The organism is Streptomyces sp. NPDC047014 (assembly GCF_040644195.1).
Classification (GTDB): Bacteria; Actinomycetota; Actinomycetes; order Streptomycetales; family Streptomycetaceae; genus Streptomyces.
Genome location: NZ_JBEYVX010000015.1, coordinates 24,000 through 36,763, shown reverse-complemented (window position 1 = coordinate 36,763; position 12,764 = coordinate 24,000). Strand labels below are relative to the sequence as shown.

Here is a 12,764-nt window from a genome sequence, read left to right as displayed (position 1 = left end):
ACCTAGATCACTCACCCCTCCGCTCCCGCCGGAGTGATCTCCTCCGGCGACGCGCTGGATTCCGCTTCCGGTGGCCCGCAGGAGCTCGCAGCCCGACACTGGAGCAGTGCGTACCGTGACTGCGACGGCAGCGGCCGTCACCACGACCCTTCTCGGCGCGGGCGCGGCCGCCGTGGCGCTCGGCAGGTACGCCGCCGACGCGGCCCTGCGGCCCGAGCCCGGGCGGCCCCTGCCCGGCGGGCGCCGGCTCAGCGTCCACTCGGCCGCGGAGGACCGGGTCGAGCTGACCCGCTCCCTCCTCTCCCTTCGCCCCGGTGTCTACGGCCTCACCGCCCCCGGGCTGCACGCCGCCGTCGGGGAGGTGCTGCCCGGGGCCGGTCACGGCCCGGACACCGTCGTCCGCCGCCTCCTCGCCGTCACCCACGGCCGCCTCGCCCCCGGCACCCGGGTCACCCTCACCCCGCAGGTGTACGCCGGGGACCCGCGCTCGGCCCTCGGCCTCGACCACGCCGATGTGGACGTGCCCGGGGAGCTCGGGGCGTTGCCCGCCTGGTTCGTGCCCGCCATCCGGGACACCTGGGTGATCACCGTGCACGGGCTCGGCGCCACCCGGGAGCACCCGATGGCGGTCATGCCCCTCCTGCACCGCCACCGGCTGCCCGTCCTCGCCCTCGCCTACCGCGGCGACCTCGGCGCCCCCGCCTCCCCGGACGGCCTCGGCCACCTCGGGGAGTCCGAGTGGCGCGACCTCGACGCCGCCATCCGCTACGCCCTGCGCTACGGCGCCCGCCGGGTGATCCTGCACGGCTGGTCCACCGGCGCCACCATGGCCCTGCACGCCCTCGAACGCTCGGCGCTGGCCGACCGGATCTCCGGCCTCGTCCTGGACTCCCCGGTCCTCGACCGGCACGCCACCCTGCGCGGCCTCGCCGCCGCGCGCCGCACCCCGGCCGCGGTACTGCCGCTCGCGGTGCGCTCCGCCGAGAGCCGGGCGGGCCTGCGCGCCGACCGGCGGCCCCCGGGCGCCGATCCCGCCGCCCTGCGGGTCCCCGTACTGATCTTCCACGGGCCCGACGACACGCTCGCCCCCTGGGAGCCCTCCCGCAGGCTCGCCGCCGCCCGCCCCGACCTCGTCACCCTGCACACCGTGCCGGAGGCGGGACACGGCGCCATGTGGAACGCCGACCCCGCGGGCTACGAGGAGACCCTGCGCCGCTTCCTCACCCCGCTGATGTGAAGGCCGTGTGACGGAGCGGGTCCTGCGGGCGGCTTGTCCCGGTCTGCCCCGGGGCCGGTGGCGGAAGGAGCCCATTCCGTTTGGGCTTTCGGCCGGTGACGGGCGAGACTGCTTCCGTGACGTCCCGAAAGCCTGATGAGCAGTTGGCTCGCGACTCCAGACTCCGACTCGTCTCCCCGCGCTCCGTCGCGACGGCCCGCAAGGCGGTGACCGACCGCCGGACCCGGCCCGCTCCGCGGCCCCCGGCGGGCACGCCGGCCACCGCCGACCTCGCGAACCGGGCCCGGGCCTCGCTGGCCGACGCCGTCCGGCTGACCCGCTGGGCCGAGCTCCACCTCGGTGCGGGGGACGGCGCGAGCCCGGCCCCCACCGGAGCGCTGCCCGCCGCCTACGTGGAACGCGCCGCCGAGGAACTGGGCCTGACGCACGGCCAGATCCGTGTCGGCTGGGACCGCGCCCGGCTGGCCGGCCTGGTCGAGGTGCACGGCGGCCATGCCCGGCCGGGCTGGCGGCTGCGCGCCTGGGACCGCGACGACACCGCCGTCCTGCGCGGCTGGGTCGCCCTCTTCGACGCCTGGTCCCTGGTCCACCCGGCCCCCGCCGACATCGCCCCCGCGGCCGTCGCCGAGGTGGTCGAGGCCATGCCGCAGCTCCTGTCGCTGCTCCAGCTGTCCGCCGGGCCGGTGACCGTCCCGGACCTGCTCGACCTGCTCGGGCAGCGCGTCAGCGAACTGCGCGACGAGCGGTGCGAGATCCCCTACGAGGCCGAGCCCGCGGCGGCCCGGACCGCCGCGGCGCAGGTTCCGGCTCAGGCACCTGCCCCGGCTCAGGCTCCCGCCCCGGCCGCCGCCTGCGCCGTGGCCGCGCCCGCCGCACCCGCGCCCGCCTCCGTCGCCCCGGCCGGTGCCGCCGCCGAGGACGGCCGGCCCTTCCCGCTCGCCCGGCTGCTGCGCTGGGCGCTCGGCGGGCTCGCCGCCGTGGACGCCGTCACCCTCGGCCCCGCCCGGGCCACCCTCACCCCGCTCGGGAGCTGGGCCGTCTGGGTCAAGCTGGAGCAGATCTGCGTCGCCGCGCAGAGCCCCGCCGGGAACATCGAGCAGTCCGCCGCCGCCATGCTGCACGGCTGCGCCCGGCTCACCCCCGGCCCCGCCCGCGCCGAGTACCGGGCGTGGCTCGCCGCCCGGCCCGTCGGCCACGCCGTCGCCGAGCTGCTGCAGGCCGCCCGCGGGGAGGACGCCCTGCTGCGCGGCCTGGCCTTCGAGGCGCTGCGGGTCGTCGGCGCCCCCGCCGAGCCCGAGGTGCGCGCCGCCGTCCGGGAGCCCGCGCTGCGCCCGTACGCGCTGCTCTGGCTCGCCGAGCACGACGGCATCGACCCCGACGAGGCCCAGCACGTGCTCACCGCCGAGGAGTCCACCTGGCTCTGGGTGGACACCGCGGCGGCCATCGCGGACCACGGCGAGGCCGAGCTGCTGGCCCGCCACCTGGACTCGGCGGTGCGCACCACCGTCCCGCGGCTGCTGGACGAGGTCCGCGCCGTCGGTCATCCGCGCACCGTGCAGGTGCTGGTCGCGCTGGCCGCGGCGCACCCCGACCCGGCGCTGGCCAAGGCCGTGCGCCGGGCCGCCTTCCAGGTCCACACCGGCGGCGTCTGAGCACCGCGCTACGCGCGTACGCGCCGCCGGTCTCAGACCTGCGGCGCGTACGTCCCGAAGCTCCAGATGTTGCCCTCGGCGTCCCGCGCCATGTAGTCGCGGGAGCCGTAGTCCTGGTCGGTGGGCTCCATCAGGATCTCCACCCCGTGCTCGGCGGCCCGCCGGTGATGGGCGTCCACGTCCTCCACGACCACATAGGTGCCCGAGGGGCCACCGCCCTCCATGGCCTTGTCGAAGACGCTGCCGGTGCCCTTGCTGCCGAGCATCACCATGCCGTTGCCGTACGCCAGCTCCGCGTGCACCACCGAGCCGTCCTCGCCCTCGTACACCGCGACCTGGCTGAAGCCGAAGGCTTCGGTCAGCAGCCGGATGGCCGCCTTCGCGTCGCGGTAGACCAGCGTGGGACAGATGGACGGAACGCCTGCCATGACGATCACTCCCTCTCGTGATGGTGACCCGCGTCACCCAGCATGGCAGGCGGGACCGGCAGTCAGCGGAAGGTGTTGCACTGGGCCATGTCGCCCGTCCGGTAGCCCTGGTAGAACCACTGCTGGCGCTGCTCGGCCGAGCCGTGGGTCCAGGACTCCGGGTTCACCCGGCCCTGGAACTTCTCCTGGATCCGGTCGTCGCCGACGGCCGCGGCCGCGTCCAGCCCGTCCCGGATGTCCTGGTCGGTCAGATTGGTGATGAGGGGCCGCCCGGTGGACTCGTCCGGGGTGCGGGTGGCGTTGTGCGCCCAGACCCCCGCGTAGCAGTCGGCCTGGAGCTCGACCTTGACGGCGTTGCTGTTGGCGCCCTGCTGCCCGTCCTGGGCGCGCTGGAGGGTGCCCAGCTGGTTCTGGATGTGATGCCCGTACTCGTGGGCGACGACGTACGCCTGGGCGAAGGGGCCGCCGCTCGCGCCGAACTTCGTCCGCAGCTCGTCGAAGAAGCCCAGGTCCAGGTAGACCTGCCGGTCGGCCGGGCAGTAGAAGGGGCCCACCGCGGAGGTGGCGGCGCCGCAGGCCGTGTTCACCCGGCCGGTGAAGAACACCGTCGAGGCCGGTGCGTACGTGCCCTGGCGCCGGGTGAACTCCTGGCGCCAGTAGTCCTGGGTGCTGTTGACCACCGCGACCAGCCGGCAGTCCTCCCGCGCGTTCGCGTCCTGGCCCGTCCGGCACGCCTGCTGCACCTGGTTCACCGAGGAGGCCGCCGCCGAGGGCTCCTCCTCGCCGGGGGAGAGGCCCAGCTGGTCCGGGCCGACGCCGAAGATCAGCCCGAGGATCACCGCGACGATGCCGACGAGCCCGCCGCCGATCGTGGCCCGCCCGCCCGGGACGCGGCTCCCGCGCACGTCCTTGACCTCGGAGGTGTCCAGGTTGGCGTTGTCGTCGAACTGCATCCCGCACCGCCCTCGTGATGGAGACGCCGCCCCGCGGCCGTCCTGCCGAGTATCGACCCGTTCGTCCCGGCGCGCATCGGCCCCTCACGCCGCCCCGCTGGGCCGGACGGGGGACGCGGTACGCCGGTCCGGGAGCGCGGATGCCCCGGACGGCGCCCCGGAAACCGGTTGCGCACCCCCGGTAGAATGACTCCCATGGCAAATCTCCTCGCGGATTAGCGGCGTCGAAGCATCGCGTCCTGCCCCCCTCTTCCGCCGTCCCGACCGCCCTGGAGCATTTCCGTGATCACCGCCACCGGCATCGAGCTGCGCGCCGGCGCCCGCATCCTCATCGAGTCCGCCTCCTTCCGCATCGCCAAGGGCGACCGCATCGGCCTCGTCGGCCGCAACGGAGCGGGCAAGACCACCCTCACCAAGTGCCTCGCCGGCGAGGGCATGCCCGCCGGCGGCACCATCACCCGCTCGGGTGAGGTGGGCTACCTCCCGCAGGACCCCCGCACGGGCGACCTCGACGTCCTCGCGCGCGACCGGATCCTCTCCGCCCGCGGCCTCGACGTCCTGCTCAAGAAGATGCGGATGAACGAGGAGCGCATCGCCACCGGCTCCGGCGCCACCCGCGAGAAGGCCCTCAAGCAGTACGAGCGCCAGGAGACCGAGTTCCTGACCAAGGGCGGATACGCCGCCGAGTCCGAGGCGGCGACCATCTCGGCCGCCCTCAGCCTCCCGGAGCGGGTCCTCGGCCAGCCGCTGCACACCCTCTCCGGCGGTCAGCGCCGCCGCGTCGAGCTCGCCCGGATCCTCTTCTCGGACGCCGACACCCTGCTCCTCGACGAGCCCACCAACCACCTCGACGCCGACTCGATCGTCTGGCTGCGGGACTACCTCAAGAACTACCGCGGCGGCTTCGTGGTGATCTCCCACGACGTCGACCTGGTCGAGACCGTCGTGAACAAGGTCTTCTACCTGGACGCCAACCGCTCCCAGATCGACGTCTACAACATGGGCTGGAAGCTCTACCAGCAGCAGCGCGAGGCCGACGAGAAGCGCCGCAAGCGCGAGCGCCAGAACGCCGAGAAGAAGGCCGCGGCCCTGAACTCCCAGGCCGACAAGATGCGCGCCAAGGCCACCAAGACGGTCGCCGCCCAGAACATGGCCAAGCGCGCCGAGCGGCTGCTGTCCGGGCTGGAGGCCGTCCGCGTCTCCGACAAGGTCGCCAAGCTGCGCTTCCCGGACCCGGCGCCCTGCGGCAAGACCCCGCTGACCGCCGAGGGCCTGTCGAAGTCCTACGGCTCCCTGGAGATCTTCACCGACGTCGACCTGGCCATCGACAAGGGCTCCCGCGTGGTCATCCTGGGCCTCAACGGCGCCGGCAAGACCACCCTGCTGCGGCTGCTCGCGGGCGCCGAGCAGCCCGACACCGGCCAGGTCACCCCCGGCCACGGGCTCAAGCTCGGCTACTACGCCCAGGAGCACGAGACCCTGGACCCGGACCGCACGGTCCTGGAGAACATGCGCTCCTCCGCGCCCGACCTGGACCTGGTCGACGTACGCAAGACGCTCGGCTCCTTCCTCTTCTCCGGGGACGACGTGGACAAGCCCGCCGGGGTGCTCTCCGGCGGCGAGAAGACCCGGCTGGCCCTGGCCACGCTGGTGGTCTCCTCGGCGAACGTGCTGCTCCTCGACGAGCCCACCAACAACCTCGACCCGGCCAGCCGCGAGGAGATCCTGGGCGCGCTGCGCACGTACAAGGGCGCGGTCATCCTCGTCACGCACGACGAGGGCGCCGTGGAGGCGCTGGAGCCGGAGCGGATCATCCTGCTCCCGGACGGCGTGGAGGACCTGTGGGGCCCGGACTACCGGGACCTGGTGGCCCTCGCCTGAGGTTCCGGTTCCGGTTCCGCTTCTGATCCAATTCCTTATGGATCATTCGGCTCACGGGTGATCCATCATCTGAGTGAGACGGTCTCGTACCGTCGCGCGCCGTACGACGGCCCCGGCCGCACCCCCTCGCGGGCGCGGCCGGGGCCGTTCGTTTTCCGGTTCCGCGCCGCTGACCTGGTGATTTCTGCCGAGGGCGGCGGAGTGTGACGGAAGTCATGCGGTGGAGCGGGCGACTCCGTACGGCCCGCATGTCCACCCCTCGGGAAATGCCGCCGTACCGACCTTGCTGAATGGGTGGCCAGGAAGCGTGGGAGGGGTGATCATGAGAAGTCCAGAGCGCACTTCCCATGAGGAGGCACGGGTGGCCGAGACTCTGAAGAAGGGCAGCCGGGTGACCGGCGCCGCGCGTGAAAAGCTCGCGGCAGACCTGAAGAAGAAGTACGACTCCGGTGAGAGCATCCGGGCGCTGGCCGAGGCAACCGGCCGGTCCTACGGATTCGTCCACCGGATGCTCAGTGAGTCCGGGGTCTCGCTGCGCGGGCGCGGAGGCGCCACGCGCGGCAAGAAGGCCGCTACGCCCTGACCCCGGCCCCACCGTTCCACGGCTCCAACCGCTCCGAGGCCCACATGATCCGACGTTCCCTTCGGTGACCCCCGGTCGGCCCGCAGGCCGGCCGGGTGGTTACTGTGCAGTCACTTAGGCCGGGCTTGCGGCCGACTGCACACCGGAGGCACACAGATGGCTCTGCTCGACAAGGACGGCGTACGGCTCACCGTCGACGACACGGTCGCCACGGTGACACTGACCAACCCGGCCAAGCGAAATGCCCAATCCCCCGCGCTCTGGCGGGCTTTGGCCGAGGCGGGCAGGTCATTGCCGGGCACCGTCCGGGTGGTCGTGCTGCGCGGCGAGGGCAAGTCCTTCTCCGCAGGGCTCGACCGGCAGGCGTTCACCCCCGAAGGCTTCGAGGGCGAGCCGTCCTTCCTCGATCTGGCGCGCGGCAGCGACGAACTGCTCGACGCCACGATCTCCGAGTACCAGGAGGCGTTCACCTGGTGGAGGCGTAACGACATCATCTCCGTCGCCGCCGTGCAGGGGCACGCCATCGGCGCCGGCTTCCAGCTCGCCCTCGCCTGCGACCTGCGCGTTGTCGCGGACGACGTGCAGTTCGCCATGCGCGAGACCAGCCTGGGCCTCGTACCCGACCTGGCCGGCACCCAGCCGCTGGCCTCCCTCGTCGGCTACGCCCGCGCGCTGGAGATCTGCGCGACCGGCCGCTTCGTCCACGCCGAGGAGGCGGAGCGGGTCGGCCTCGCCAACCTCGTGGTCCCCGCCGACGAGCTCGACGCCGCCGTGCAGGACCTCACCACCGCCCTGCTGGCCCCGCCGCGGGATGCCGTGATCGAGACCAAGGCCCTGCTGCGCGCCGCGCAGTCCCGCCCGTACGACGACCAGCGCGCCGCCGAGCGCGCCGCCCAGGCCCGCCGGCTGCGCGACCTGGCAGGACTCTCCGACTGACCCGAACGGGTGATGCGTGCCGTGCCGCGCCCCGGGAGCACGCCGACCGGCGTAGTCCCGGGGCGCCGTCCTGTCCGCGCGCGCCTAACGTGGTGCGGAGTGAGTCCGTACACGTGAAGGGACACGCGATGACCGACAGCGCATCAGGGGGCTCCCACAAGGCACCCGGCGACCGGGGCCGCACCACCATCGCGGACGGGGTGGTCGAGAAGATCGCCGGTCTGGCCGCCCGTGAGGTGGTCGGCGTCCACGCCCTGGGCAGCGGCCTCTCCCGCACCCTCGGCGCCGTCCGCGACCGGGTTCCCGGCGGCGGGAAGTCCGCCTCGGTCACCCGCGGGGTCAAGGCCGAGGTCGGCGAGGTCCAGACGGCCCTCGATCTGGAGATCGTCGTCGACTACGGCGTGTCGATCCGCGAGGTGGCCCGGGCGGTCCGTGAGAACGTCGTCTCCGCGGTCGAGCGCATGACCGGCCTGGAGGTCGTCGAGGTCAACATCGCCGTGAGCGACGTCAAACTGCCCGATGAGCCCGACGAGGAGCCGGAGTCCCGACTCCAGTAGCCGAGAGGAGCCCACATGAGCATGGCGGTCGCCGGCCTGTTGGCCGGCATGGCCCTGGGGTTCGCCGGGTATTTCGGCGGCTTCGGTGCCTTCCTGCTGGTGGCGGCCCTCGGAGCCGTCGGCTTCGTCGCCGGCCGCTTCCTCGACGGGGACCTGGACGCCGGGGACCTGTTCCGCCGCCGCGACGACCGGCGGAGGTGAGCCCGCGATGAGCAGCCTGCCGCAGGCCACCCCGCCGGGCCCCCCCGCGCCCCCCCCCCCCCCCCCCCCACCCCCCCCCAACCCCCCCCCCCCCCCCGGGGGGGCCCCCCCCCCCCCCCCCCCTTGTGCGCCCCCCGCGGGGGGGGCGCGGCCCGGGGGGCCCGGCCAACACCGGGACGCCGTCTACGAGGGATGGCGCGCCGACCGCATCCCGGGCGGGTGTCTGACCAGCCGCAGCCGGGACAACACGCCGCGCCTTTGGCTTGCAGGTCGCTTGTACGACTACCACCCTGGAACGCCAACGCTGGCCCCGCCGCAGAAGCTGCTGATCTTTCCCGCCAGGCACGCCTGAGGATGCGGGGGCCACCGGGGTAGCCTTCTTTCGCTGTCGGTGCTGTCTGCACCGGTGCCAGCGCGCCGGTCGCGTGGCCGTCCCATGGAGTTTCTCAGTGCTTGAACGCGCGAAGATCAAGGACTGTACGGGGCTTCACCTTCTGCACCACGTGTCCGTGGCGGGGATGTACTGCACCAGTCCTAGCTGTTCGAAGTCGCGCAGCCAGCCCTCCATGGGCCATGTCCCCCAACGACGCCTGTAGAGGGCTCCGTTGCGGATGATGTCGTCGATGTGCTGGACGGGAGGGTGCTGGGTCGGGTGGTATTGGTGATAGGCAGGTGTCCCGCCGACCCACCAGAGGTCCACGCCGAGCCGGGTTGCGGTGGAGGCGTAGTCGGTGTCCTCGGCGCCGTAGCCGGTGTAGTCCGCGCAGAACCCGCCGATGTGGTTCCAGGTACGGGCGGTGAGGGCGAACGACAGTGACCAGAACAGCCGGGGGTCTCCTCCACGGAAGACTTGCCCGTCTGCGGGTGTGGGGCGGGCCGGGTGGGGCGGTGCCATGTCGGCGAGGTCGTCGAGCCGGTAGCCCTGGGCGGGTGGGGGCGGCAGGTAGGCGATGGTGCCGCAGAGCAGGGCGCCGTCCTGGGCGGCACGGGTGTATCCGTCGAGGAGGGTGGGGCCGGGGACGCAGTCCACGTCGAGGAAGACCAGGAGGTCCGCACCGGCTGCCAGGGCTCGTGCGGCGCCGGCGTTGCGGGCGGCGGCCAACGGCAGACGCCCGTCCTCCAGGGGGACGAAGATGACGTCCGCGACCGGGTTCCTGCCGGCTACGACGTCCTGGATTTCGGGGTCGGCCATGGAGACGACGACATAGTGGTCCGGGGCGCGGGGGCTACGTGTGAGACCGTCCTGCTGCAGCAGCAGATGGGAGTGGCGGCCCGCCGCGATGGTGATCACTGCGCTACGCATACGGGCTGCCTCGGTGTGCGCCGAGCCAGTTCGGTGAGCAGACGTCCTGCTCTCTGGGCGCCATCGCCGGGAGACCAGCGTTCCCAGCGATTTTGCAGGGCGGCTGCTTCCACCAGAAGTCTGGCCCAGGCGTGCGGGGCCGGCCAGCTGTCCCGCACGGTCGCCAGACCTGCCGCGTGCAGGGCTCGGGCGGTCGCGCGCTGCTCCCCGTGGGGGCGGTCCTGGGGGATGACGATGGTGGGAACGCGGGCGGCCGCGCACTCGGCGATGGCGTTCTGGCCCGCGTGGGTGACGACGACGTCCGCGCGGCACAGCAGCGGCCACGGGTCGTCGGTCCAGTGGGCCCGCGGGCCGCCGAGGAAGGTCCAGGACCAGTCGGGGGTGGCGCGGATCGCTTCCTCGAGTTCACGATCGGTGACGTCAGTCCCTCCGGCCCCCAGCATCACCACTACTTCCTTCCGGGAGGGCGGGTCATCGCTGCCGGAGGCGAGATGCGGGCGGCCGTCGTAGCGGGAGATGCTGCCGGTGTGCAGGGTCTTGGCATGCCAGTGCGCTGGCCAGTCCCGCTCGGGGAAGGACTCGGGCCAGGGAGCGATGAGGGCGTCCGCAAGATCGTAGGCCAGGCGGTGGGCTTCATCACTGCGGTCGCCGCGCATGGCAGCGATCGCGACCGGGGTGCCCATCAGGCGGGCCAGCGCGGCGGCCTCCACCGATACGTCGCTGACGAACAGCGTGGGACGCGTCCGCCTGATCCACTCGGCGATGGTCCCCATCCGCTCCTGATGGCCTTGGTGGTGGACCGGCGCCCAGTGCAGGCGCCCACGAGCCGTAGGGTCCACAGGGGCGTCGTCGCTGTCCGGGGGCAGCGGCACCCACTCACGTGTCCACGCTTCCGGCCGGGGAAGGGAGGACAGGATGGTCAGCGTGTCCTGTACGTGCGCGGCGATGCACTGGGCCCGGTGCAGGTGGCCGAGGCCCTGGTGGTGGACGTAGTAGCCGATCACTGCGCCACCTCCTCGTACAGGTCCGTGTAGGCGTCGGCGGTGCGGTCGAGGGAGCAGAACTGCTCCGCCCTGCGGCGGGCGTCACGGCGATCGAGCTTTGTGGCGCGGGGAATGAGCTGCGCCAACGCCTCGACGTCACCGGGAGGTGCCAGGAGGCCGCAGTCCGGTGTGAGGATCTCTGACAGTGCGCCGCGGTCGAAGCCGCAGACTGGCGTGCCGCAGGCCAGCGCCTCGGCGACCACGAGTCCGTAGGGTTCGTCCCAGCTGGGCGTTACCAGCGCTGCGCTCGCGGAACCCAGGAGTTCGGCGAGCTCACGGCGGTCCAGGTGGCCGACGTAGCGCACGTCCTCTCCCAGCAGGGGCTCGATCCGGTCCGCGAAGTACGTCCGATCCGAGATCGGCCCCGCGATCCGCAGTGCCATCCCGGCCGCACGAGCGGATGTGATCGCCATGTGGGGTGCCTTTTCGGGGACCATGCGGCCGGACCACACGAGGCTGCCGCCTCCCGGCCCCGGCCGCCAGAAGTCCATGTCGATACCGTTGCGCACCACTCGGGCGGAGGGGACGGTCGCCTGCCAGGCGTCGGCGGTGAACCGGCTGACGGCCGTGAACGTCACCGGGCAGCTTTCCTGGGCGGTGATGGCGGACTCCAGCCACGGCGTGGGCGGCGTGTGGAGCGTGGTCACCACGGGAATGCGCAGTGCCGACGCCATGGCGACGGGGAGGTGATGCAGGCTGTTGTTGTGCACCACGTCGAATCGGTGCTCACCGTCTCGCGCCAGGTCCAGCATCAGCCCCAGATAGGCATGGTGCTCTTCCATCCACATGGCACTGGGCATGCTCGCATCGGAGCGCGCCGCCTGACTGAGCCTGGGGCGACGTACTGCAAGTTCACGGGCGCCCAGCCTCGGGTCGGAGCCAGGTGCGGCGAAGAGCTCCACGCGGTGGCCCCGCCGGTGCAGGGCGTGGGCGAGCCACCACGTATGTGCTTCCAGTCCTCCGGCGAACGGCTCACTGATCGGAAAGCGCGCGGATGCGATGAGGGCCACACGCAGGCTGCTCATTGCAGCGTGCTCGTGTACAGGGCTCGGTGGGCGGCGGCGAGTGCGTCCCGCTCCTGCGTGCGGTGCTGCTCGGTGGCCCGCGGCGCCGGCCGCTCCTCGTACGCCGTCTGCACCGCCGCGCGCAAAGATCCCTCGTCGAGGCCCCCTTGCTGGCTGTGGCCGTAGGTCAGACAGGGGCGCTGCTGGGCGTAGAAGCCGCAGTCCGGGGCGGCGACGGCGGTGCCCAGGTCGTGGCACGCCTCCAGCCATCCGGAGTGGGTGCCGAAGAGGTAGGGCAGCACCGACAGGTCCAAAGACGCGAGGTAGTCCCAGAGCTGGTCGTCGTCGAAGTAGTCGTGGACGGTGAGGGTGAGGCGCCCTCGGTCCGCCAGCTCTTCCAGCGCCTGGAGGAGGTGCGGAGCGTGGGCTGCGGATCTGGGATCGGCCACCTCTCGGTGGATGTTGACCTGTAGCTCGGCACTACTGAGTTCGGCCACCGTGTCCGCGAGGACTCGTACCACGGGGAGGACGGACATGTTGGGGCGCAGGCTCTTGGCGTGCACGCCGACCCGGAAGCGGTCGCGGACCGGCCGGGGGCGGGTGAGGCGTGCCAGTTCCACCACGTGCGGGTGGGGCAGCACGGTTGCTGTCCGGTTCCAGCGGCTGCGGATGCTCTGGGCCGCGCCGGGAGTCAGGGTGATCAGATGGTCGGCTGCGGGGATGACCACGTCGAGGGCTGCATCGTGGGTGGCAGGGTCCGGCTGATGAGGATTGCGGAGGTCGTGCACCGTATAGACGAGCGGTTTCCCGTGCAGGCGAAGAGCGTCCACGAGTGCGGAGAGCTGGGCAGGGCTCTGGGCGTCGAAGCCGAAGTGCAGGTGGAAGACATCGAAGTCCTCGTGGTGAGCACCCACCCAGTCCGGGTCGAGCATCACCGGCGGCCACCAGCGCTGTGACGTACTGGGGGCTCCGTTCGGGCGAGGATC

Annotated in this window: 13 protein-coding genes; 7 read left to right on the top strand and 6 right to left on the bottom strand. The window is 72.6% G+C overall.

The window, feature by feature from the left end; genetic code table 11:
* Positions 1-106: 106 nt before the first annotated feature.
* Together ABZ873_RS12240 and ABZ873_RS12235 are read left to right on the top strand one after the other, a co-directional pair.
* The gene (locus tag ABZ873_RS12240; protein WP_360869168.1) at positions 107-1,237 is read left to right on the top strand and encodes an alpha/beta fold hydrolase; all 1,131 of its coding nucleotides are present in this window, start codon (positions 107-109) and stop codon (positions 1,235-1,237) included.
* A 206-nt stretch (positions 1,238-1,443) separates the two neighbouring features.
* Positions 1,444-2,889, top strand: coding sequence for a hypothetical protein (locus tag ABZ873_RS12235; RefSeq protein ID WP_360869360.1), 1,446 nt, complete (start codon positions 1,444-1,446; stop codon positions 2,887-2,889).
* Positions 2,890-2,921: 32 nt separating this feature from the next.
* On the opposite strand, the gene ABZ873_RS12230 is transcribed toward ABZ873_RS12235, so the two are convergent.
* Positions 2,922-3,317, bottom strand: a complete 396-nt coding sequence (locus ABZ873_RS12230) for a VOC family protein (RefSeq protein WP_360869165.1) — start codon at positions 3,315-3,317, stop codon at positions 2,922-2,924.
* Between the two features lie 62 nt (positions 3,318-3,379).
* Positions 3,380-4,270 carry a neutral zinc metallopeptidase gene (locus ABZ873_RS12225; RefSeq protein WP_360869163.1) on the bottom strand — a complete coding sequence of 297 codons (891 nt, stop codon included), beginning with the start codon at positions 4,268-4,270 and terminating at the stop codon, positions 3,380-3,382.
* A gap of 282 nt (positions 4,271-4,552) precedes the next feature.
* On the opposite strand from ABZ873_RS12225, the gene ABZ873_RS12220 reads away from it, so the two are divergent.
* From ABZ873_RS12220 to ABZ873_RS12200, 5 genes are all read left to right on the top strand, one after another.
* Positions 4,553-6,151: an ABC-F family ATP-binding cassette domain-containing protein gene (locus tag ABZ873_RS12220; protein ID WP_360869160.1), complete on the top strand. Its 1,599-nt coding sequence runs from the start codon at positions 4,553-4,555 to the stop codon at positions 6,149-6,151.
* A 361-nt stretch (positions 6,152-6,512) separates the two neighbouring features.
* Positions 6,513-6,734: a helix-turn-helix domain-containing protein gene (locus ABZ873_RS12215; RefSeq protein WP_360869157.1), complete on the top strand. Its 222-nt coding sequence runs from the start codon at positions 6,513-6,515 to the stop codon at positions 6,732-6,734.
* A 156-nt stretch (positions 6,735-6,890) separates the two neighbouring features.
* Positions 6,891-7,670 carry an enoyl-CoA hydratase/isomerase family protein gene (locus ABZ873_RS12210; RefSeq protein WP_360869154.1) on the top strand — a complete coding sequence of 260 codons (780 nt, stop codon included), beginning with the start codon at positions 6,891-6,893 and terminating at the stop codon, positions 7,668-7,670.
* Between the two features lie 128 nt (positions 7,671-7,798).
* Complete coding sequence (locus tag ABZ873_RS12205; RefSeq protein WP_360869151.1) at positions 7,799-8,227, top strand: Asp23/Gls24 family envelope stress response protein; 429 nt, start codon at positions 7,799-7,801, stop codon at positions 8,225-8,227.
* Positions 8,228-8,242: 15 nt separating this feature from the next.
* The gene (locus ABZ873_RS12200; protein ID WP_360869148.1) at positions 8,243-8,428 is read left to right on the top strand and encodes a hypothetical protein; all 186 of its coding nucleotides are present in this window, start codon (positions 8,243-8,245) and stop codon (positions 8,426-8,428) included.
* Positions 8,429-8,915: 487 nt separating this feature from the next.
* Here ABZ873_RS12200 and ABZ873_RS12195 read toward each other — a convergent pair whose 3' ends face one another.
* The 4 genes from ABZ873_RS12195 to ABZ873_RS12180 are packed head-to-tail and all read right to left on the bottom strand — an operon-like array spanning position 8,916 to position 12,710.
* On the bottom strand, positions 8,916-9,731 hold the full coding sequence (locus tag ABZ873_RS12195) for a glycosyltransferase family 2 protein (protein ID WP_360869145.1): 816 nt from the start codon (positions 9,729-9,731) through the stop codon (positions 8,916-8,918).
* Entirely contained in the window at positions 9,716-10,735 is a 1,020-nt protein-coding gene (locus ABZ873_RS12190) for a glycosyltransferase (RefSeq protein WP_360869142.1), read from the bottom strand. Before ABZ873_RS12190 ends, ABZ873_RS12195 begins: the two co-directional genes overlap by 16 nt.
* On the bottom strand, positions 10,732-11,799 hold the full coding sequence (locus tag ABZ873_RS12185) for a glycosyltransferase (RefSeq protein ID WP_360869139.1): 1,068 nt from the start codon (positions 11,797-11,799) through the stop codon (positions 10,732-10,734). The genes ABZ873_RS12190 and ABZ873_RS12185 overlap by 4 nt, the downstream gene beginning before the upstream one ends.
* Positions 11,796-12,710: a glycosyltransferase family 1 protein gene (locus tag ABZ873_RS12180; RefSeq protein ID WP_360869358.1), complete on the bottom strand. Its 915-nt coding sequence runs from the start codon at positions 12,708-12,710 to the stop codon at positions 11,796-11,798. Before ABZ873_RS12180 ends, ABZ873_RS12185 begins: the two co-directional genes overlap by 4 nt.
* Positions 12,711-12,764: the final 54 nt, after the last annotated feature.

Coding starts and splice junctions, on each gene's coding strand:
- ABZ873_RS12230 (WP_360869165.1), bottom strand. CDS start 3,317: ATGGCAGGCGTTCCGTCCATCTGTCCCACGCTGGTCTACCGCGACGCG.
- ABZ873_RS12225 (WP_360869163.1), bottom strand. CDS start 4,270: ATGCAGTTCGACGACAACGCCAACCTGGACACCTCCGAGGTCAAGGAC.
- ABZ873_RS12210 (WP_360869154.1), top strand. CDS start 6,891: ATGGCTCTGCTCGACAAGGACGGCGTACGGCTCACCGTCGACGACACG.
- ABZ873_RS12205 (WP_360869151.1), top strand. CDS start 7,799: ATGACCGACAGCGCATCAGGGGGCTCCCACAAGGCACCCGGCGACCGG.
- ABZ873_RS12200 (WP_360869148.1), top strand. CDS start 8,243: ATGAGCATGGCGGTCGCCGGCCTGTTGGCCGGCATGGCCCTGGGGTTC.
- ABZ873_RS12195 (WP_360869145.1), bottom strand. CDS start 9,731: ATGCGTAGCGCAGTGATCACCATCGCGGCGGGCCGCCACTCCCATCTG.
- ABZ873_RS12185 (WP_360869139.1), bottom strand. CDS start 11,799: ATGAGCAGCCTGCGTGTGGCCCTCATCGCATCCGCGCGCTTTCCGATC.
- ABZ873_RS12180 (WP_360869358.1), bottom strand. CDS start 12,710: ATGCTCGACCCGGACTGGGTGGGTGCTCACCACGAGGACTTCGATGTC.